Source organism: Mesomycoplasma flocculare ATCC 27399 (assembly GCF_000815065.1).
Lineage (GTDB): Bacteria > Bacillota_I > Bacilli_A > Mycoplasmatales > Metamycoplasmataceae > Mesomycoplasma > Mesomycoplasma flocculare.
On the sequence record NZ_CP007585.1, the window covers coordinates 154,785 to 177,317 of the forward strand.

The window sequence follows — 22,533 nt, forward strand, 5'->3', positions numbered from 1 at the left end:
ATTTAGTTATAACACTAAATTTTTAATTTACCAAAAAAAAGCAAATCAAGAAGAACAAATCAAAATTATATCATAAAAATTAGTTTTTCCTTAGCATCCAAAAGGGTTTAAAATATGAATTTTAAATTAAGAAAAAATATTAAAAATATAATATAATTTTATTCTACCTATGGAATTCGAGAAAAAGTACTTACATTTACTAAAACTTTATATATTTGAAGCATCACTTTTTGATGATGCTGCTTTTTATTTCGAATCCGCTTCACTTAATATTTTTGACAGATTCCCCATTATTCTTCATTAGAGAAGATTTTTTCTTCAAAAATGAAGTTTTCATATTTTTTTAAGGATAAAATATTTTTTTATTCAAATTAGCAATTATTTTTATTTTATCTACTTAAGGGGAAAATTTAAATAATGAATAATATTGAAAAAAGCGAAATAATTATTTCGCTTGTTGATGTTGAGAAAGAATTTGGTGATAAAAAAGTTTTAAATCAAATAAATTTGGACATTAAACGTGGAGATTTTGTTACTCTTTTAGGCCCTTCAGGTTCGGGAAAAACCACAATTCTAAGACTTATTGGCGGCTTTGAGTGAACAACAAGAGGCGAAATTAAGTTTAATGATGTTGATATTAAAGACGTTCCTGCACATAAGCGAGATACAGCCACAATTTTTCAGGACTATGCGCTTTTTCCACATTTATCGGTCAGGGGGAATATTGAATTTGGCCTCAAATTAAAACGCATCAGGAAAAGCAAATCAGAAATTCCCGATTCAGTTTGAAAAAAATTTAGTGATTTAAAGAGAAAATGGCAAACAAAACAAAATAAAAAAATTTCAGAATTAAATATTTTACAGGCCGCTTTAGAAAAACAGCTTGAAAATTCTGGCCTTGATGAGAAAAAACGCAAGAAATTACAAGATAAATTAGATAATTCTGATTTTAAATATTCAAATTGAGAAAATTATGTTTTTTTAAAATCAGAAAGTTTTGAAAAAAAATATCTTACACGAAAAATATCCAAGACCGAAATTAACAAGGAAATCACTGATATTATTGAACTTGTTGGGTTAAGTGGTAATGAAAATCGGGCAATTTCGGAATTATCGGGTGGGATGAAACAAAGAGTTGCCTTGGCAAGATCGCTTGTCATTGAGCCAGAAATTGTTTTATTAGATGAGCCTTTATCTGCATTAGATGCAAAAATTCGACAAAAAATGCAAGTTTTTCTCAAAAAAATACAACAAAAACTTGGATTAACCTTCATTTTTGTCACTCATGATCAAGACGAAGCACTACAATTATCAGATAAAATTGCAATAATCAGAAACGGAAAAATTGCCCAATATGATGAACCTAAACAAATTTACGACTACCCCATAAATAAATGGGTGGCTAATTTCATTGGTGATTCTAATTTTTTTGAGGCAAAATTTCTTAAAAAAAATCAAGTGGAAATTCTTGGTTATCCTTTATATACAATTCATGATGAATTCCAAAAAAATCAAAAATTAGATGCACTAATTCGACCCGAAGACATTGATATTGACCTAAGTTCGGGCTATTTTAAAGGAAAAGTTATCCAAAATATTTATAAGGGTTCATATTATTGACTTGATATAAAAGTGGAAAATAAAATAATTAACGTTGAGACTAATGATTTTTATGAGCTTGAAAGTGAAGTTTTTCTAAAATGAGACGATGATGCAATACATTTAATGGAGATAGAAAATGAGTCTGTTTAAATTCTTTAGAAAATTTTATAAAAATTTTAACAAAAATTTAAATCTACGCATCAGCCTCGCTATTCCTTATGCATTTTTTTCACTGATTTTAATAATTATTCCACTAATTTTACTTTTTATAAAATCAGTAAGTCCGCTTTCGACTCAAGGTCAAAGTTTTGATAATTATTTATTAATTAAGGAAAAAACTACATGACAAATTATTGCTCGTTCAATTTTTGTGGGTTTAGTTTGCGCTTTTGTTTGTTTGATTTTAGCATTTCCATATGCTTTTTTTGTAGCTACTTCAAAATCAAAAATATTCAAAATTTATGCGCTTTCTTTAATAGTGTCGCCTTTAATTATTTTCACAATTGCAAAAGTTTTTGCAATTCGCGCTTTATTTTTGTCACTTTTTGATGAAAGTGAGTTAAATAATAACTATTTTATGATTCTTGGTCTAATTTTTTTGAATTTTCCTTTTATGCTGTTGCCGCTTTATACAATTTTACGCGATATGCCGAAAAATTTACTTGAGGCAGGCACAGATTTAGGTTATTCGAAATTTTGAGTTCTAATCAAAGTAGTTATTCCTTATAGTTTTCGTGCAATTAGTTCGGGTTTTGCGCTTGTTTTTTTGATGGCATCAACTTCAATTGTTATCTCAGATAAACTTTTGCCAAATGGTTCGCAAAATCAATTAATTGGAAATTTGATAAATAATTCAGCAAATACAGCTAATCCTTTTGATTTAGCGCGAGTTTCTTCACTTGTTTTAGTGACGCTTTTTGTTTTTATTGGAATTTATACATTAATTCATTTTATACCAATTATTATTATGAAAATAAAAGGATTTAAGTATGACTAAAATAATTGATTTTTTTCAAAAACATGAAATTTTGAAAAAATCATATGTTTGATTTTTAATTATTATTTTTTATATTCCGATAATAGTGGGCGCAATTTTTGCTTTTAATGCGCCTTCAAAAAAAGGTTTTGTCTCAACTACTATAAATAAATTTTCATTACATGCTTTTGAAAAATTTGCAGATGAAAATTTTGTTTCAGCCTTTATTAATTCAGTAATTATTGCTTTTTTTACAGCTATTATTGTCGTTTTTCTCTCGCTTTTGACAGTTTTTGCCCTCTGACGTCAAAAAAATAAAACAGCAAAAACTTATGTTATTTTAACATCAAATATTCCGTTAATTAATCCAGATGTGATTACTGCAGTTGCGCTTGCTACAATTTTAGCGATTTTATTTGGTTCATTGTCAGCTGCTCATGAAGGATTGTACCGCGCCGTTATTTCACATATTGTTATGACTCTTCCTTACGGAATTCTGCTTTTATTCCCAAAAAGTGAAAAATTCTCGCTTAATTTATATGAAGCTGCACAAGATTTAGGCTATTCAAAAATAAAAGCCTGATTTTTAATTTATTTAAAACATATGTTACCAGCAATAATTTCTACTTTTTTTATTGTAGTTTTTTTATCTTTTGATGATTTTATTATCACAAAAATTACGTCCAATGCCCAAACAGTTGGAACTCTTTTATATCAAGGCACATTTAAAACTTGAGCGCTAATGTTAGGAACAATTATGCTATTTTTTGCCATTATTTCCAATTTTGTCTGAATTTATTACAAAAATAAAAAGGAAAAAAAATGAAACAAAACTTAGCGCGCTTTTTTTTAAAAATATCATTTGGAATTTCTTTAATTAGTACTGTTTTTATTGCATCTTTTTTAAAATCACAGTTTCCTTTTAAACCCGTTATTTATAATTTTGAATCATATATTTCTGATCAAGGCCGTAATTTTATAAATATAAATTTTAATTATCGTGAATTTGGTAGTGTTTATGAATTTACTCGAGCAATCGAGGATAATCGCACAATTGCAGGTGTTGGTTCGGATTTCCAAATTGCGCGTTTAGCGCAAAAAGGAATGTTGCAAAAAATAGACTATTCAAAACTTTTCCCAAATTGACAACTTACAAAAGTTTTTGAAAAACCTAAGAATTATTATGATTTATCTCTTTTTCAAAAACAAGAATATATTAATAAAAAAAGAAAAGCTTTTGAACAAATTTTTCGTCCTGAAATTGTTGAACATATCGATAAATACGACCAATTTATGAAACAAGCAGATGATCCTAAAAAAGATTTAGATATTGATAATGACGGAATAAAAGACCGTTTTTGAGAGTTTTTTATTCCTTATTTTACTCAAGACAAGGTTGTTGTCTACACAATTGGTGATTATGAAAAAAATGGAAAAAGAGTAAATTTACGCGAGTTCCAGAAAAATTGAACTCCAGAATTTCGCAAGGCAATTCAGGAAAAAGGACTAAAATTTCAAGACCAATCACTAGTTGGTATCGGAAAAACACTACGTAAAAATGGGTATAGTTTTTTTGAATGAACCGAAGCTATGCGCGATAATTTATTAATTGGCAGTGAAAAAATAAATCAATATGGAACAATTATTACCGAAAAAAACTATAAATCTTTAGTTGATGGATTTATTAACTATGTTACAGAAATTTCTGGTTTTGATTATTTTAACCTTCAACACAACGTTTTTAAAACATCAGGACTTGATTTAGTAAATTCAGTAATTGACCCTTCTTTGAAGCAAGATGTTGGATTATTATATAACGGAGACTCTCTTGATGCCCATTATTCTAAAGATAATTATGCTGAGCTTGAAGACGAAAACACAATAGCAATTATCCGCCCAAAAAACAATTTAACACTTTTAGACGGTTGAATTATCTTAAAAAATACATCGCCAGAATTAACAAATAAAGTTTATAACACACTTTATCAAGGAATTTTTAAAGGTGAAGAACTCGAATTTGATGAACTGATTGATGCTGTTAAAACCGAAGTCGAATTTTCCTATCAGCTAAATCCAGAAACAGAAAAATTTGAGAATAAAAAGGGCAAGGGTTTTAAATTTGACTATAATCTACTACCAGTTTTGGCAAATTTTGATTTTATAAATTATACACCAACATTTAGAAAATCATTTGAATTTTTCAAAAAATTTTATTTTAATAATGCACTTGCAACTGTTCGATCAAGCAAAGAAGGCGAGAATATTTTAGTATTTATTGATGAAAATAATAAAATTATCACTGATTTAAATGATTTGCGTTTCAGCAAAATAAAATCAGAAATTTTTGAAAAAACTTCACTTCGAGCGCTAAATATGTATCTTTCCCAACAAAAACAACAAACTTTATATGGAAATATGCCAACAAAGGATAATGTTGATGAAGGCCTTTATTCAATAAATTATACTTTTCTGAGACCAATTGATGAACAATTAGCCTCACAAATTCGAACTTATTATAATCTAAAAATAAAAAATTAACAATTTTTTCTTGTTTAATTAAAATATTTAAATTTTACAAATTTTTTCTTAATTATTGTAAAATTTTTCTTATGCTAAAAATTAGAAAATTTTTAAAGATTATCTTTATTTTTTCGCCTGTAATTGTCTTTTTTTCTTGCGGCGAGACAGTTACACAAGCAGAAAAACTTTTAACAGGCGAAAATAAAGAAGCATCACCATATGTAAAAATTGATGAAAAAACAAAGTCATTTACATTAGACTTATCAACTTCTAGGATTGAAAAGCTCGAAAAATCAGCTTTTTTTAGTTTAAAATCACGATTTTACCAAAAATTAAATGCCCAAAGTCTAGATGAAAAAAACACGAATGATTCAAAAAGCAGTAAATCTAATGGCGAAAAAATAAATTTTTACTTTTTATCCAAAATAATTTTCCCTGATTCACTTATTGAAATTGAAGATTATGCTTTTTACGTTGATAGCGCAAATTTAACTAAATGCGAAAAGATTCTTGAACTTGATTTTTCAAAAGCAAACAAACTTCAAAAAATTGGAAATTTTGCATTTCAAGGGAATAATGTAAAAACTCTTGTTCTACCGCCATCAATCAAGTCAATCGGAAAACAAGCTTTTGCGAAAAATCAATTAGAACAGGTAGATTTTTCGCAAGCCAAAAAATTAGAAGAAATTCAAACTGGTGCTTTTTTTGATAACAAAATTAAAGAACTTGATTTTTCAGCAAATTCAAATTTAGTTGAAATTTTCCCAGGAAGTTTTGAGTCAAATCAAATTGAAAAGGTAAAATTTAATATAAATTCTAAACCAATCATAATTAGAAATTCTGTTTTTAAAGATAATGTTATTAAAACCGAAGTAGGTATTGAAAATCTCCCAAAAAATAGCAAACTTGAAAATATTTTTTCTTAATTTTTAATATTTTTATTTTATATATAAAGGAAAAATATTAATTAAATCATTTTCTTTTTTAAATAATTTTTTCGCTTCGCCAAAATTTAAAAATATTAAGTTATAGTTTATTTCGCTGCCTTTTTCAAATTTTTCCTTAATTTCAAAAATTTCAGATGTTATTTTTCCATTTTTTGCAAAAGCGCTAAACTGTGATTTCTCGCTATAGTCGATAAAATATTGTTTATTTTCGTTTACTCTAAAAGAAAGCAAGCTAAAAGATGAACAAGTTCATAGCTCTTTTTTTCTTATCTGTGCAAATGTTCTAAAAAAGGTTAGGCCTATTCTACAACCCGTAAAATTTCCTGGGCCTAAATTAATAAAAAAAGCTGTAAATTCCGTGATTTTTAAGTTATTTTTAAATAGAATTTTGCTTACTAGCTCAGGTAAATGGTCCGCCTTATTTTTTATTTCACTAATTTGAGAATCAATTAGTTTAAAATGTTTGTCAAAAACAGCAAGCGCTAAAAATTTGCCTGTTGTGTCAATAAAAAAATTCATAATATCTAAGAAATTTTAATACAAAAATATTTAAAATGTTTTAAAATCCGGAATTTTCTAATCTAAATTGTATTGTGGTGGGGCATATCTTCTTCAAGCAAGAAAGTATTTACCCGGTTTGTTAATTAGAAAGTTTACATTTGAAACTTTTATCCGGTATTGCCCATTCTCAAATGCGTTAAAACTTATTTTATCATAAGGGCTAATTTTCGAGTTTGCATCAATTATTTTTTGTCATCCTCCTCGGTAAATTTCAATTGAAATATCAAAATCGTTTAACTTGAAATTAGGTCGGCCATTAAAAAGCGCGCTAAAACTGTCTCTTATGTTTTTGCTAATATTATAAAAAAAGCCCATAAATCCTGATAAGTATTCCCCTTTTACCTCTTTTTCTGAAAATTTATCATGAAAAACTATAGCGGAAAATTTTTGTCCTTTTCTTAGCTCAAAAGGATTTGATGTATACTCGTTACCGTCAAATTTATTGTATAAGTAATTTCCTTGTTCCAAAGTTGAATGTGCATCTCTATAATTTATAAAACCAAAACCTTCATTTGAATGAGAACCGTTAAAACCTAAATTACTATTTTCTGAAGGCGAAGCTGTTAAGGAAAGAGCGGTCATCATTTTAAGATTTCTTTCTTTTAGACTTTCATAGCTATCAAAACTGGATGAAAGATGGCTGAAAAGCGCAGCTAGAAGAAAGGAAGAATAAAATTCAATGTTTGATGAATGTGAGCTTAATTGATAACTAAATTTTAGTTCAGGAACAATAAAATGGTTTGATTTTACTGCTCCAAAACCATCTCCAAAAATTTTCGTGTGACTAAGAATTTGGTTATTCGTTTTAAATCGATCATCTGTTTTGGCAAAAAAACTAAAATTACTATTAATTTCATCCCCAGGAATTTTACTTCCATCAAAAAAGCTTATAATTCCTGTTTTTCCACTTCAAAGATCAAGAAAATCCCCAAATTTAATTTGATCATAACCATTTTGAAATAAACCGTTTAAAAACGTTCTTTCTTCTTTATATAGATGTAACAGCATCTCAATCCCGACGGTTTCAAAATGTTTAAGTCCATTTAGTCATTGTTCTTTTGTTTTAAAACGATAGACAACTAGTTCCGAATTTGGGGAAAAAAATTGAAAAATTGACTGTAAATTATTATAGTTTGTGTTATTGTCTTTTCCATTTTCTTCGATTAAAACACCAACTTTGACGTTTCTATTTAACTGGTTTAAATTTTTGTCAAAATTTAATTTTTTTGCCAATTCTTTAAAATTAAAATTAAGATCTAAAGGATTAGACAATACTGGCCCTTTTTGACTAAAAATAAAAAAAGGGTTCAAAATTAACAAACCAGAACTTGCCAATAACATGAACATTTTTTTCATTTTCTTATTTTCCCTTTTCTTGTTTTTCATATATATTTAAATTTATTTGAACATTTTTCTTAAAAAAAGTAAAATCAGTAACTTTTTCCTAAAATTTTCTATTTTTAATAAAAATTATTCATAAAATAAAGTATAATTAAAGAAACTTTTAGGGCTAACATGAATTCAACTATTCTCATTAAACTTTCTGGTGAAAGTCTTGCTAATAAACAAAAATCGCTTGCAATTGATTATGAACTTGTGCGAGAAATTGGTTTTCAGCTCAAAGAGATACAGAATTTAGGGCATAAGATTTTAATTGTGATCGGTGGCGGGAATTTCTGACGCGGAACTTCAGCTGCTAAAAACGGCATAGACCGCAATACTGCAGATTATATTGGCATGCTTGGGACTATAATGAATGGTCTCGCACTTGAGTCAGTTTTCCGTGATCTTGGAATTAAAACCCGTGTTTTGTCATCAATGAGTTTAGATCCACGAATTTGCGAGTATTTTGTAAGAGAAAAAGCAATAAAATACTTATCTGATGGTAATGTTTTAATTTTTGTTGGCGGAACTGGGCGACCATTTTTTACAACTGATAGTGCTGCAACACTTTTTGCTTCCGAAATGAGAGCTGACATTATTTTGGTCGGAAAAAATAATGTCAATGGAATTTTTGATTCTGATCCAAATATTAACCCAAATGCGGTTAGATATGATAAAATTAGTTATGATCAAGTTATTGAAAAAAACCTTAAAGTTATGGATTCAACCGCTTTTTCAATGGCACGTGATAACAAAATTAGATTGTTAATTTTTGATATTAAGGAAAAAAATAGCATTTCTAAATTAATAAAAGGACAAATTAAACATACGGAGGTCTATTAGATTTGAAAACTGAAATTGAATTCAATTTTTATAAAGAAATTTTAGAAAAAAAAAGCAAGGATGTTTTTATTTTCCTTGAAAAAAGTTTTCAAAAAGTAACTATTGGAGCACCAAATCCACAATTGATTTCTCATATAAAAGTAAATTTTTACGATGTTTTAACACCAATTAATGAAATTGCCGCAATTTCTGCGCCAGCCCCACTTCAGCTTTTGGTAAAACCCTACGAGATTAAGATTGTTAAAGAAATAGCAAGTACAATTGTTGCATCAAAAATTGATGCACAAGTTCAAAAGGAAGCTAATCAAGTACGCCTAATTTTTCCCGAACCAACACAACAAAAAAGACAAGAAAGTGTGAGTCAGCTAAAAAAAATTCACGAAGAGGCAAAAGTAAGAATGCGACTGATTCGTCAAGATGTTAATAAATTAATAAAAAAAGAAGAGTTTTCTGAAGATCTTGAAAAAGATTATCTCAATCAAGTTCAGAAAAATATAAACTCACAAATAGAAAAAATTGACGAACTTTTTGATAAAAAAGTTCACGAAATTCAGACTATTTAAAAATGCGGGCAACTTACCCAAAACCTTTGCCTACAGATTTTTCTTATCGGTTTTTATATTCTATTTTATTTTTGGTAATATTTTTACCAATTTTATTTATTGGTTATTATTTTGTTTTTTGAGGCCGAATAGTTTCGTTTATTTTTTTAAACTTGTTCTTATTTTATAGTCTTTTTGAGATTTTTTCCCATTTTCAAGTCAAAAAATTTTTTGCGGTTTTGCTATCTTTTTTTGGTGTTTTTTTATTTTCTGTTCCTGCAAAAAAAGAGATAATTGATATTAATTTTTCGCCAGAAACAAATTTTGACTGAAATTTGGTTCTTTATTTGATTAAAAACCAATTTTTAGATTATCATATTTTTTTCATTTTAACACTTACTGTAGTAGTTAGTTTTTTTGATGATAAAATAGAAAAAAAACACAAATTTTTAATTGGTTCGTTATTAAAATTTAGTATAATTTACGTAGCGAGTTTCTTTTTTAGATTTTTGTGGATTTTAAACACTTTTAACGTATTTTTAGTTATTTTTTTGATTTCAATTGCAATAATTAGTGACACTTTTGGTTATATTTTTGGCTTAATTTTAGGTAAAAAATTTTTTAAAAAAAATTTTAATTTTTCGCCAAATAAGTCCATTGAAGGTTTTATTTTTTCTTTTGTTTTCAGTTCAATTCTAGTTTTTTTAGTTTTATTAAATTTAGATCTTAATATTAAAATAAGCGCGTATTTACCATTTAAAATTTTGTCTATTTTCCTTTTGCCGCTCGGGTCAATTACAGGCGATGCTTTTTTCTCAGTTGTAAAAAGATACTTAAAAATAAAGGATTTTTCACAAATTATCAAATGTCATGGCGGTCTTTTTGATCGGTTTGATTCAATTTCCTTTGTTTTTTTAACATTTTCAATTATCATAATTACAACAGCATAATTTTTTAGATGTAAACGAGAGTGTTCATGAATCCGTTTAAAAAATTTTCACAAATAATAAACTGACAAAATCCCTATGATTGAGACGATGTTCTAATTAAAGAACATGATAAGAAGGAAAACTCGGTTATAAATAATGATACAGAATTTTCTGCAATATTTAGAAAAACTAGACTTCCTAAATTTAAAGATTTGTATGCATTTACTAATTTAATTGAAGAAATAAACAGAAAACTTGAAGAAATAAACAGAAAACCTAAACTTTTTAGTTGTAAGATTATATTTGATTTTGAAATCGAGCAAAATTACTTTAATGATAACGAATTATTAGAATATTTAAACGGAATAATGAAAATTATTTCGAAAAATATAGATTTTTTTAATAATAAGGAAATTATAAGAGCTGGCGATTCACGTTTTAAAATTATTTTTTCAGATAAAAAAGATTTTAATTTTTTAAATCAACATCAGAAAAAAATCAAGGAAATGATTAAATATTTTGGACTAATTCACCTTGATGTTGATTTTATACTTGAAGAAAAACAATTACTTGAAGATAAATTAGATTTAGATCTTAACGCCATTTCAAAATCTATTGAACACGAATCTATACAAACTAATAAGTGAAAAAAGACTAGAATAAGCAATTTTGAATTTATAGAATTGAAATTTATTCGTTCGCATAAAAATCCAAATGTACAATTTGATGCTCGAATTTATAAAATTAACCCAATAAAAACTAAAAGTGGGGGCATAGTTTTAAAAATTCACCTAAATAATCATGATTATACTGAAGCTGTTAGTGTTAGTAAGTTTTTGCGGAAAAATCAAAGCCACAATTTTAAAGTTGGTGATTTAGTAAATGTAAAAGCGCAAATAAAGGACACGGTATCTCGTTTTAAATTTAACGTAGATTTGGATTTGCACGATATTACTAAGATCAAAACTTCAAAATTTTTCCCAGACGAAGAAATAGATAATGCAAAAATAAAAAGAGTTGAAATTTCTGCGCGAACTTGAAAAACAACAATGGACGGAATTTCAAGTGCTAATCAATATGTAGAACATGCACTAAGAAATGGTTATTCAGCAATTGGAATTGCTGATCTTGATTCAGTTCAGGCATTTCCTGAATTTTATAATGCTGTTAAGGCAACTAAAATCAAGCCAATTTATGGTTCGACTTTTTCAGTTTATCATTCAAAAATAGAAAAAGTTATTAATTTTAATGGCGAAAATCATAATTTAAAAGCGGCGAAATTTGTTATTTTAGACTTAGAAACAACCGGACTTTCCGCTTATTATAATGAAATTATTGAATTCGGGGCAATTGTTTTTCAAAATGGAATTGAAATTGAAAAGCACCAGTTTTTTATCAAACCATCAAAAAATATACCTGAAGTAATTACAAAAATTACCGGTATAACACAAAAAATGATTGATGAAAACGGGGTTTCCCAAGAAACAGCAATAAAAAAAATTGACAATATAATTAAAAACGGGGTTTTAGTGGCTCATAATGCGACATTCGATTTTAGTTTTTTACAACAATTTTTTAAAAAACATTTAAAAAAAACTTTAAAAAACTCAATTATTGACACACTTGAAGTAAGCCGATTTTTAAGTCCAAATGAAAAAAGTCACAGTCTTAAAAATATCGCAAAAAGACTTGAAATCCAATATGATGATGAAATTGCCCACCGTGCGGATTATGATGCAAAAATTTTAACATCAATTTGAATAAATTTTTTAAACCTGCTCGGAAAACAAAATGTCTATGATTTAGAAACGCTTTCTAATATAAAAAGTTCAATTTTTGAACTTCGACCAGAAAAAGTTTTCCCCAAACAACTTACCATAATCGCAAAAAATCAAAGAGGTATTAAAAAATTATACAAATTAGTCTCGCTTGCAAATACCGAAAATTTAATTTCGCGACCATTAATTTTTTACGATCGACTAGAAAAAGACCCTGATTTATTAGTGGGTTCTGGTGGCCCAGAATCACTTTTGATTCAAACATTGTTATATTTTGGCCCTGAAAAAGTTAACAGTTTTTCACAAATTTTTGATTTTATTGAAATTCCTCCTCCTATCGCTTTTATTCATTTGGTAAAAAGAGGAATTTTTAGTCAAGAGCAAATTGAAGATGTAATACAAAAATTAATAGCTTTAGCAAGAGAACTTAAAATTCCTGCTGTTGCAATTGGCGATGTTCGCTATTGTCTGCCAAAGGAAAAAATTTTTTATGAACTTTATATTTATGCAAAAGCAGTCGGTGGCATAAATCATGTTTTATTTGATACCCGTGAAAAAGAAAGAGAAGATTTTAAAAACAGTCACATTTTTCCTGAAAAACATTTTTTTACAACTGATGAGTTAAAAAAACAATTCGAATTTTTAGAAAATTCTGAATTAATTGATGAAATTGTTGTTAAAAATTCGAATATAATTGCAAATTTAATAGTCCCTGATATTCAAATTATCAAAGCTGGCTTATACCCACCAACTTTTGATAAATCAGAAACTAAGCTAAAAGAGTTCGTCTATGAAAAGGCATATGAAAAATACGGAAATTATTTGCCTGAATTAATCGATAAAAGAATTAAAAATGAACTTGAACCAATAATTAACCACGGATTTCATGTTGTTTACTGAATTTCCAAACGCATTGTACAAGAAGCAAAAGCACAAGGGGCAATTGTTGACTCACGTGGGTCAGTTGGCTCATCATTTGTTGCTTTTCTAATAGGGATTACTGATGTTAACCCACTTTTAGCTCATTATTTATGTAATAATTGTCATAAAGTGGAATTCTCTGAATCTGAACAATTTTTATCTGGTTTTGATTTGCCAGATAAAAATTGTGAAAATTGCAATTACAGAATGGACAAAGACGGGCACAATATCCCATTTGAGACTTTTTTAGGATTTAATGCCGAAAAAGTCCCAGATATTGATCTTAATTTTTCAGGAGAGACACAATTAAAAATGCATGATTTTGTTCGCGATTTATTCGGAATTGATAAAACATTTAGAGCGGGCACAATTCTAACAAATGCGGAAAAAACTGTCTTTGGCTTAGCGCGTAAATTAGGTGAGTTTCGTGCGCGGCTTGATCCAAAATTTGATATTAATCATGAGGTTTCTTATTTTACAAATTCTTTTCTTGATTTTTTAGCAACAAAAGCTCAAGGAGTCAAAAGAACATCTGGAAAACATGCGGGAGGAATTATTGTAATCCCTCAAAATCAAGAAATTGAGGATTTTACACCAATTAATTTTCCGGCTAACAATGAAAAATCTGACTGAAAAACAACACATTTTGATTATAACGCACTTCATGATAACCTATTAAAACTGGACATTTTAGGACATGATGATCCAACAATTTTGCTCCATTTAGAAGAATTAACAAAAATAAAATCAGACCAAATCCCCAAAAGCGACCCTAAAATCTTATCCCTTTTTAGTTCCTGTAAGGAATTAGGAATAAAGCCGCAGCAAATTCTTGGCGAGATTACTGGCACAATTGGTATTCCTGAATTCGGAACCCCGTTTGTCCGAAAAATGCTCCAAAGTGCAAATGTTAAATCATTTGCTGACATTTTTGCAATTTGTGGTTTAGCACACGGAACCGGAGTATGGCAGGATAATGCGCAAGCACTAATAACCTCAAAAAAGCACTTAATTCATGATGTAATTTCTTGTCGGGACGATATTATGATCTATCTTTTGAAAAAAAATGTTGAGCATCGCAAAGCTTTTAATATTATGGAAAATGTAAGAAAAGGAAAAGGACTTGACGAATCAGATATAAAACTTTTAATGGGACAAAAAGTTCCAATTTGGTATATTGAATCATTGCAAAAAATTGGTTATTTGTTTCCAAAAGCACACGCAGTTGCTTATGCGATGAAAGCCTGAAAAATTGCTTATTTTAAACTTTATCACCCTCTTGCATTCTATTCTTCTTATTTTTCAATAAGGCCTGATGTCAAAGATATTGATACCTTGATTCAACCTGCTATAAAAATTGCTCAAAAAATTAATTTGCTTAATTCAAAAAAACTTTCCACCCAAAAAGGTTTACAGCAACTCAGCCCAAAAGAGAAAGACTTAATACCATTTTTAGAAATTAGTTTGGAGCTTAAAGCCCGGGGATTTGAAATTGAAAAGGTAAATCTTGAAAAATCAGATTCGCAAAAATGAATTGTTAATAAGGAAAATAACTCCTTAATTCCGCCTTTTATTGCCGTTGATGGCATTGGCGATATTAATGCGAGAAAAATTGTTCAAGCGCGTAATTTAAGACCTTTTTCATCAATTGAGGATTTTGAATTCCGAACAGAAACTAATAAGACCTCCATGAAAAAACTTAAGGAATTAGGAGTTTTCGATAACATTTCAAAAAAAGCTCAGGTAAATTTGTTTGAATAAAATATTAAAAAGACAAACAAAGAGCAGTAAAATTATTGAATTTTAGGATAATTTTTAAATAAAATTGGCCTTAAAAAATTATTGCAAGTTTTATATAAACTTGCCTAAAAGGAGAGAAAATGAGTCTAAATTTAGAAATTAAAACAAAACTAAAGCTAAACTATCAAGATTTCGAAGAAAAAATTACTGAATTTCATGACAGAATCAACAATAAGAATAGTCCTGATATTAATTATTTGGGTTGAAATCAATTTCCTGATATTGCTATAAACTTTTCCGAAATTGAAAAAATGAAAAATATAGTGGAAAATTTACACAAAAATTCTATAAATATTTTAGTTGTTATTGGAATTGGAGGTTCCTATTTGGGAGCAAAAGCAGCTATTGATTTTATTCTAGGATTAGGCCCTTTTAAAAAAAGGCCTGAAGTTATTTTTTTAGGGAATTCGCTTTCTTCTACAGATTTACACCAAAAAATCGACTATCTAAAAACAAAAAACTTTGCTATCAATGTTATTTCTAAATCAGGATCAACGATAGAACCAGCGCTTACCTTTCAAATTTTATATCAATTTTTAGTTAATCAAATTGGCGAAAAACAAGCAAAAACAAGAGTTTTTGTAACAACTAGTATAAAATCAGGCGAGCTTTTAGAAATCGCAAAAGCTAATAGTTTTGAAATTTTTGAGGTCATTGAATCAATTGGTGGTCGTTTTAGCGTTTTGTCATCAGTTAGCTTTTTCCCGTTAATTTTTGTAAATATTAATGTTCATGAAATTATTCAAGGGGCAAAAGATGCTCATACAAAATATTCAACCAGCTCAATATCGGAAAATTACGCTTATAAATACGCTCTTTTTCGATTTTTACTTTATAAAAAGTTCAATTATAAAATGGAAATTCTAATTGCTTATGAACCTTTTATGCTGTATTTTAACGAGTGATGAAAACAACTTTTTGGTGAATCTGAGGGAAAAAATCTTAAAGGAATTTTTCCAACTTCGGCAATTTTTACAACAGATTTGCACTCTCTTGGCCAATTTATTCAAGAAGGGAGTAAAAATTTTTTCCAAACTGTTATTTATATTGAAAAACCAAAATTTGATCTTGAAATTAAAAAAGTTGTCCAATTTGACTCAAAAATTAATACACTTTCAGGAAAAACAGTAAGTAAAATCAATTATCAAGCATTTTTAGCAACTACGTTGGCTCATTCCAAAGAGGGGAATAACCCAAATTTGTTACTACAAATTAAAGATAGTTCGGCAAAATCTTTCGGTCATCTAGTAATGTTTTTTGAAAAGGCTTGTGCAATGTCGGCTTATTTGCTTGGCGTTAATCCCTTTGATCAGCCGGGAGTTGAAAGTTATAAAAAGGAATTGAAAAAAAATTTAGGTTGAAATAACTAGTTTCTAAATTTTTCTTACTTTTTTATAAATTAAAAATTATTAACAGAATATTCAAATCTGCTGAAATTAAGATTTTTTTGGCTAGTTTTAAAAATTTACAAACTTTATTGTTTGAAATTAAAAATAAAATGTTATTTTTACTTTTTTATATTTAACTTTTTATATAAAACTTAACAGAAAACTTAATTTTTCCCCGCGAAAAAAACGCATTCTTAGCCTTGTTAAGATATGATATAATTTTCATTATGTATTTAAACGAAAAAAAACAAATATTATCATTGGTTAGAAATCACGCAATTACCCACTTAATTCTTCGTGCAGTAAAATTTATAATAGGAATTTTTGTGTTTATTTCGCTTTTTTTTATGTTTTTTCAGGGATCAACTTTTGACAAGATAAAAAAGAACGCGGAAATCGGATGGATTGCTGCAGCAATACTTTTAGTTATTCGAATTTTACTAACTATTACAAGTCGAATTTTATTAATTGTTTATATTGTTAAAATAGGCGAGCTCACCGGTACTTTAGGTATACGACATAATCATTTATTATTAACAAAACTTTCAAGTATAAAAACACTTTCTATTATTGGATGTTTCATTAGTTATGCTAACATAATTGTCGCAAATATTTTGTCATTGCGCCATAATCACAAAGAAGAATTGCTAAACCTTGATTACCAAGTATTAGATTAGAAATTTTTCTTTAATTTTATATTTAAATTTTTAGAAAACCTTTAAATTTATAGAATAATTTAATTTTTCCAATTTAAGGAGGGCAAAAATGAAGAAAAATAAAAAGTTTTTACATTTAAATGAACTGCAATATAAAGTAACACAAGAAAATTTTACTGAACCACCTTTTGAAAATCTTTATAATGATAATTATCAGGAAGGAGTTTATGTTGATGTTGTTGATGGTAGCCCGCTTTTTTTGTCGCTAAATAAGTATGATTCAGGTTCAGGTTGGCCTTCATTTTGAAAACCAATCAATGAAAATGATATAGTTGAGGTTCTCGATTTTAGCATGCCTGTAACTAGAATTGAGGTCCGTTCGAAAAAAGCAGATTCCCATTTAGGCCATGTTTTCAATGACGGTCCCAAAAAAAATGGCGGAAGACGCTATTGTATAAATTCAGCAGCACTTCAATTTATTCCCAAATCAGAATTAAAAGCACATAATTTGGGACATCTTTTGAAATTTTTTGAACAAAAATAGATTTTTTATTAATAAAGTATAAGCGAATTTTAAAAAAATTAAGCGCCTAAAAAGTTTTGATATAATTTGCCTAGTTTTAGATTGATTTTTAGGTTCTTAATTTTTATTTTCGCTTTTTTTGATTAAGCTAACTGATGTAATTTCATCGTCTTTTTTGAGTTTAATTAATTTTACACCCTTAGTTCTCCTGCTAATTATCGGTACCATATCAAGATCAATTCTAATCGCAAAGCCTTTTTTTGTAGTTATTATGGCTTCTTGATTATTTTTTATTGTTGAGACAAAAACCAGATTTCCAGCTTTTGTTGAGTCAATACTAATAAGGCCTTTTGTAAGTCTTCCTGTAACTCGGTATTCGCTTACAGCTGTTTTTTTTCCAAAACCATTTTTGCTAAGACTAAAGACAAAATCATCGCCGTAAGTAAAACAAGCCCCAATTATTTTGTGGCCTTTTTCAAGGCTAATTCCTTTAACGCCTATTGAAATACGGCCGGTTTTTCGCAGTAATTTTATTGGTCAACGATTGACAAGACCTTGAGATGATGCAATTAAAATGTTAATATTCGGATTATCAGGGATGATAAAAGCTGAAACTAAATAGTCATTTTCCACCATTTTTAGGGCAATTTTCCCTTTTTTTGGAATGTTGCAGAAAGCATTAAGTTCTGTTTTTTTGATATTTCCAAAAGCGGAAACTGTAATTAGTCAGTGATTTTCATAGTCTTGATTTCAAGGAATTAAACTAGAAATATTTTCATTTTTTTCTAACCTGATCAGATTTAAAAACGGGATTCCTTTGCCTTGCTTTGAACTATCAGGAATTTGGTGAGCGCGTAATTTAAAAATTTTTGCATTGGATGAAATTATTAAAAGATCACTGAGAGTATTTGTTATGTACAGAGATTTTAGTTCATCATCTTTGTAATGATTTGAAGCTAAAGTGCCAACGCCACCGCGATTTTGCAAGCGATATTCTTCTAAAGGAATCCTTTTTACGTAATTATTTTGCGTTAATGAAATAATTACTTGCTCATCAGTTATTAAATCTTCTTCATCTAAATAACTAATTTCTGCAATAATTTCCGATCTTCTTTGGTCGCCGAATTGTTCAGAAACATTTTTGTGTTGTTCAATAATTAGTTCAATTAATTTATTTGGTGATTCAATAATTGCTTTAATTTCATTAATCTCAATTTTTAAATCTTCAATTTCAGTAACTAATTTTTCAATTGCCAATGAAGTTAGCCTTCCAAGTCGCATTTCAATTATCGCTTTTGTTTGACCCGGATTTAAGGCAAAAATATTTGCTAATTTTTCTTGTGCGCTCTGATCGGATTTTGATGCTTTTATTATTTCGATTACCTTGTCAATGTTTTCAATTGCAATTTTAATACCAAGTAAGACATTTAATTTATCTGCTGCTTTTTCAAGATCAAAATTCAGTGAGCGAAGATTTATTTCCTTTTGGTGTTCAAGATAATACGAAAAAATTTGTGCTAAATTCATTAATTTTGGTACACCTTTGACAAGTGCTAGCATATTTATAGAATAACTAATTTGTAAATCCGTGCTATGATAGAGTTTATTAAGGATGATTTCAGGGTTAAAACCTTTTTTTATATCGAAGACAACACGAATTCCGTGTCGCGTACTTTCGTCACGAACATCTTTAATCCCTAAAATCTTTTTATTTTTAACTAAAAAAGCAACTTTTTCAATAATTGTTGGTTTTTTTACCTCATAAGGAATTTCGTAGAAAATAATTCGTGACTTGCCAGAATTAAGCTGTTCAATTTTTGCTTTTGCCCTTATTAAAAAAGAGCCTTTTCCAGTCAGATAAGCTTGATTTATGCCGTTTTTGCCATAAATTGTTGCACCCGTTGGAAAATCTGGTCCTGGAAGAGATGCAATTAAATTGTTAATATCAATTTCTGGATTTTTGGCAAAAATAATAAAAGAATTAATAATTTCTATTAAATTATGCGGCGGAATTTTTGTCATCATCCCAACCGCAATTCCAGAAACTCCTGATACTAATAAATTAGGAAATTTTGCAGGCAAAACTTCAGGCTCAACTTCACTAGAATCATAATTAGGCCTGAAATTAACGGTGTTTTTTTTAAGCCCTTCAATCATTTTATTAGAAATTTTCGCAAGGCGAGCTTCGGTATAACGCATTGCTGCTGCCTCATCGCCATCAATTGAGCCAAAATTTCCATGACCATCAATTAAAGGATAACGTAAAGAAAAAGGTTGCGCCATTCGCACCATTGATTCATAAACAGAAGCATCACCATGTGGGTGGTATTTTCCAAGAACATCACCAACAATTCTTGCAGATTTTTTATAGCTTGTTCCTGATGTAATTCCTAGTTCAGCCATTGTATATAAAATTCGACGGTGCACCGGTTTTAAACCATCGCGAACATCAGGGAGTGCGCGCGAAACAATGACAGACATTGAATAATCAAGAAATGATGATTTCATTTCATCTTCAATTTTAATTGGCAAAATATTGTCTGTTATTGTTTTTAAAACTGTTGGTTTAATTTCATAGACATAATTTTCTTCGTCGATTTCGATTTCCTCATTATTTTCTGCGTTTGTTTCAAAATCAACATTGTTTTCATCAAAATTTTGACTATCTTTTTCTTTTTCCCCGAGCATCGTGATTCCTTTTTATTAGAACGTCTAGTAATTTAAAAATTATACCATTTTTTAGTGCGGTTAATATAAAAATTTATATAGCTTTTATGAGATCAATTTCTGTTTTTAATCAAGTGTTTTTTCAATTTTAGCTATTCTAAAAAACCAAAACAAGATAATATGATCTTTTTTAAAAAATGAAAATTGTTTTTGAATCTGAATAATAATAAAATTTTTTACTATAAATTAAGTAATTTTAAACTGTAAAATTTTTTTAAAATTTAAAAAAATATGATAAAATTAGGACAACTTTTGCTAGTTTTTAAAATGAGTTAAAGGAAAAATCTATGAATTTTAACAGTATAATTGATCATACACTTTTAAAACCACAAGCGACTTCTAGCGATATAAAAACTTTAATTCAGGAGGCAAAAACTTATAATTTTGGCGCAATTTGTATCGCGCCAGTTTGGGTTAGGCTTGCAAAAAAAGAACTAGAAAAGACAAATATTAAAATTGTAACTGTAATTGGCTTTCCTTTAGGAAATCAAATCAGCGCAATTAAACAAAAAGAAGCTGCGCTCGCAATTGCACATGGAGCTGACGAAATTGACATGGTAATGAATATTGGTAAATTCAAAGAAAAAGATTTTCAGTTTATCATAAACGAAATTAACCAAATAAAAAAAGAAATAGGTGATAAAATATTGAAAGTTATTATCGAAACTGCACTTTTATCGCCTAGCGAAATTGCAAATGCAACAAAAGTAATTAGTTCTACAAATGCTGATTTTATCAAAACATCAACAGGATTTTCCTATCGTGGTGCAACTTTTCAAGATCTTGAAATTATAAATGAAAACAAAAGTGAGAAATTAGCAATTAAGGCCGCAGGGGGAATTTCTAATTTTAGCGATATGGAAGCCTTTTATAAATTAGGAGCGACCCGTTTTGGTACCTCAAAATCTGTTAGCATTATAAATGGTTTAAAAGATAAAAAAAATGAATATTAATTTCGGGCTTTTAAATTTATATTATAATTTATCTAGCGAATAAAAATTGTCCTGTAAACCAATTTTAAAGGAGTAATTATTATGGAAATAAGAGTTGATCACCCTTTGATTGCAAGTGAAATTGCAAAAATAAGGCAAATAACAACATTAAATGATTTCCGTAATTCTGTTAAGAAAATATCAACATTACTTGCTTTCCCAGTACTAGAAAAATTAGAAACTGAAGAATTTGTGTCAATATCAGTGCTAAATGAGAAATTTTTTGGAAAAAAAATTACAACACAAGTTGTTTTTACCCCGATTTTACGTGCTGGTTTTGGAATGCTTGAGCCGTTTTTAGAGTTAGTTTCTGATGCAAAAATTGCGCCTTTATGGTTAAAACGAAATTTAGACTTTTCAGTTCAGACTTATTTTCAAAATTTACAAAACCCTGATGCCGATTCTGTTGCCATTATTTTAGACCCAATTTTAGCAACTGGAAATTCCTTAAGCGCAGCAATCGAAATTCTTGTGCAAAAAGGGTTCCAAAAAATAATGATTGCCACAATTTTAACAGTTCAAGAAGGGATTGACAAAATTAGGCAACAATATCCAAATGTGACAATATTTTATTGTCAAAAAGATGAAAAATTAAACAAAAAAGGTTATATAATTCCTGGAATTGGTGATGCCGGCGACCGATTCTTTGGTGCTTAAATATGTCGAATTCAATTTTTTGGCGTTCTAATTTAAATTTTAAATTATCGGTTGCCGGAATTTTATTTGCGCTTTCTTTAATTTTTTTCATCTTTTCGCATAATTATTTTAGTTGGCCGCTTTTTCAAAATCTTGGTTTAAAAGTTGATCTTTCAACACTTTTTTTTATTCCAATTATCTTAATTTCTGGTTTTTGAATTGGATTTTGTTGTCTTTTAATTCGATTTTGAATTGGCCCTTGACTAATTTTTAACCGTTTTGGTGGAATTGATATCATTTATTTTGGTCATTTTATTTTGTTTTTTGCATCGTGTGTTTATATTTTTAGTTTCTTATTTTTCCAGTTTTTAATTAAAAAAATTTTCATTAATTGACAAAGACCAAAAACAATTATTGTCTTAGCGTTAATTTTGGCTGTATTAGTTACCTCATTTTTAATGACTTATTTAAACGGAATTTTATTCACACCCGTTTATTTAAGGCTGTATAAATTAACAGACTCGTTTTCCTTATTATCAGCGATTGAAAAATGAGACGATATTAGCAAAAAATTAACTGGGGGTTTAAAGCTTTCTTATTGAACTTTTATTTGAAGCGTTTTTCCTATTTTTAATTTAACCAATTTTTCTCTTGAATCATTTTTAGCACTACCAATTTATATAATTGTCGATCATTTTTTACAAAAAAAAATAAAAAATTAAACTATGAATTTTTATATACTTAATAAATTTAGTTAAAATTCTTAAAAAATTTCTTTTTTGGTTATTCTTAGTTAGTTTTTTATACTT

Annotated in this window: 18 protein-coding genes; 15 read left to right on the forward strand and 3 right to left on the reverse strand. The window is 28.3% G+C overall.

What is annotated here, in order from left to right; translation table 4 throughout:
• The first annotated feature begins 417 nt into the window (after positions 1 to 417).
• The 5 genes from MYF_RS00660 to MYF_RS00680 all read left to right on the forward strand — a co-directional run bounded on the left by MYF_RS00660 (position 418) and on the right by MYF_RS00680 (position 6,024).
• On the forward strand, positions 418 to 1,752 hold the full coding sequence (locus tag MYF_RS00660) for an ABC transporter ATP-binding protein (RefSeq protein WP_002557606.1): 1,335 nt from the start codon (positions 418 to 420) through the stop codon (positions 1,750 to 1,752).
• Positions 1,739 to 2,599, forward strand: coding sequence for an ABC transporter permease (locus tag MYF_RS00665; protein WP_002557607.1), 861 nt, complete (start codon positions 1,739 to 1,741; stop codon positions 2,597 to 2,599). Before MYF_RS00660 ends, MYF_RS00665 begins: the two co-directional genes overlap by 14 nt.
• On the forward strand, positions 2,592 to 3,416 hold the full coding sequence (locus MYF_RS00670; protein ID WP_002557608.1) for an ABC transporter permease: 825 nt from the start codon (positions 2,592 to 2,594) through the stop codon (positions 3,414 to 3,416). The genes MYF_RS00665 and MYF_RS00670 overlap by 8 nt, the downstream gene beginning before the upstream one ends.
• Positions 3,401 to 5,116, forward strand: coding sequence for a type 2 periplasmic-binding domain-containing protein (locus MYF_RS00675; RefSeq protein WP_002557609.1), 1,716 nt, complete (start codon positions 3,401 to 3,403; stop codon positions 5,114 to 5,116). Before MYF_RS00670 ends, MYF_RS00675 begins: the two co-directional genes overlap by 16 nt.
• Before the next feature lie 71 nt (positions 5,117 to 5,187).
• Complete coding sequence (locus MYF_RS00680) at positions 5,188 to 6,024, forward strand: leucine-rich repeat domain-containing protein (RefSeq protein ID WP_002557610.1); 837 nt, start codon at positions 5,188 to 5,190, stop codon at positions 6,022 to 6,024.
• 12 nt (positions 6,025 to 6,036) lie between these two features.
• Here the strand turns inward: MYF_RS00680 and MYF_RS00685 are convergent, their stop codons facing one another.
• Both MYF_RS00685 and MYF_RS00690 read right to left on the reverse strand, forming a co-directional pair.
• Entirely contained in the window at positions 6,037 to 6,564 is a 528-nt protein-coding gene (locus tag MYF_RS00685) for a tRNA threonylcarbamoyladenosine biosynthesis protein TsaB (protein ID WP_002557611.1), read from the reverse strand.
• Between the two features lie 57 nt (positions 6,565 to 6,621).
• A complete protein-coding gene (locus tag MYF_RS00690; protein ID WP_039387514.1) occupies positions 6,622 to 7,962 on the reverse strand; it encodes a hypothetical protein in 1,341 nt (446 codons plus the stop codon).
• A 159-nt stretch (positions 7,963 to 8,121) separates the two neighbouring features.
• Here MYF_RS00690 and pyrH point away from each other — a divergent pair, with 159 nt between their 5' ends.
• The 7 genes from pyrH to msrB all read left to right on the forward strand — a co-directional run bounded on the left by pyrH (position 8,122) and on the right by msrB (position 17,390).
• Positions 8,122 to 8,832, forward strand: a complete 711-nt coding sequence (gene pyrH / locus MYF_RS00695) for a UMP kinase (RefSeq protein WP_002557613.1) — start codon at positions 8,122 to 8,124, stop codon at positions 8,830 to 8,832.
• A 2-nt stretch (positions 8,833 to 8,834) separates the two neighbouring features.
• Positions 8,835 to 9,395, forward strand: coding sequence for a ribosome-recycling factor (locus MYF_RS00700; protein ID WP_002557614.1), 561 nt, complete (start codon positions 8,835 to 8,837; stop codon positions 9,393 to 9,395).
• A 2-nt stretch (positions 9,396 to 9,397) separates the two neighbouring features.
• Complete coding sequence (locus tag MYF_RS00705; RefSeq protein WP_002557615.1) at positions 9,398 to 10,324, forward strand: phosphatidate cytidylyltransferase; 927 nt, start codon at positions 9,398 to 9,400, stop codon at positions 10,322 to 10,324.
• A gap of 26 nt (positions 10,325 to 10,350) precedes the next feature.
• Complete coding sequence (locus tag MYF_RS00710) at positions 10,351 to 14,763, forward strand: PolC-type DNA polymerase III (RefSeq protein WP_039387516.1); 4,413 nt, start codon at positions 10,351 to 10,353, stop codon at positions 14,761 to 14,763.
• Positions 14,764 to 14,882: 119 nt separating this feature from the next.
• Positions 14,883 to 16,172, forward strand: a complete 1,290-nt coding sequence (locus tag MYF_RS00715) for a glucose-6-phosphate isomerase (RefSeq protein WP_002557618.1) — start codon at positions 14,883 to 14,885, stop codon at positions 16,170 to 16,172.
• A gap of 365 nt (positions 16,173 to 16,537) precedes the next feature.
• Positions 16,538 to 16,867: a hypothetical protein gene (locus tag MYF_RS00720; RefSeq protein ID WP_144245598.1), complete on the forward strand. Its 330-nt coding sequence runs from the start codon at positions 16,538 to 16,540 to the stop codon at positions 16,865 to 16,867.
• An 88-nt stretch (positions 16,868 to 16,955) separates the two neighbouring features.
• Positions 16,956 to 17,390 carry a peptide-methionine (R)-S-oxide reductase MsrB gene (gene msrB, locus MYF_RS00725; RefSeq protein ID WP_002557620.1) on the forward strand — a complete coding sequence of 145 codons (435 nt, stop codon included), beginning with the start codon at positions 16,956 to 16,958 and terminating at the stop codon, positions 17,388 to 17,390.
• 96 nt (positions 17,391 to 17,486) lie between these two features.
• Here the strand turns inward: msrB and gyrA are convergent, their stop codons facing one another.
• On the reverse strand, positions 17,487 to 20,057 hold the full coding sequence (gene gyrA, locus MYF_RS00730) for a DNA gyrase subunit A (RefSeq protein WP_002557621.1): 2,571 nt from the start codon (positions 20,055 to 20,057) through the stop codon (positions 17,487 to 17,489).
• 326 nt (positions 20,058 to 20,383) lie between these two features.
• Here gyrA and deoC point away from each other — a divergent pair, with 326 nt between their 5' ends.
• The 3 genes from deoC (at position 20,384) to MYF_RS00745 (ending at position 22,446) form a co-directional block, all read left to right on the forward strand.
• Positions 20,384 to 21,049 carry a deoxyribose-phosphate aldolase gene (gene deoC, locus MYF_RS00735; RefSeq protein WP_002557622.1) on the forward strand — a complete coding sequence of 222 codons (666 nt, stop codon included), beginning with the start codon at positions 20,384 to 20,386 and terminating at the stop codon, positions 21,047 to 21,049.
• An 81-nt stretch (positions 21,050 to 21,130) separates the two neighbouring features.
• Positions 21,131 to 21,745: a uracil phosphoribosyltransferase gene (gene upp, locus MYF_RS00740; protein ID WP_002557623.1), complete on the forward strand. Its 615-nt coding sequence runs from the start codon at positions 21,131 to 21,133 to the stop codon at positions 21,743 to 21,745.
• A 2-nt stretch (positions 21,746 to 21,747) separates the two neighbouring features.
• Positions 21,748 to 22,446 carry an MPN527 family putative ECF transporter permease subunit gene (locus MYF_RS00745; protein ID WP_002557624.1) on the forward strand — a complete coding sequence of 233 codons (699 nt, stop codon included), beginning with the start codon at positions 21,748 to 21,750 and terminating at the stop codon, positions 22,444 to 22,446.
• Positions 22,447 to 22,533 lie beyond the last annotated feature (87 nt).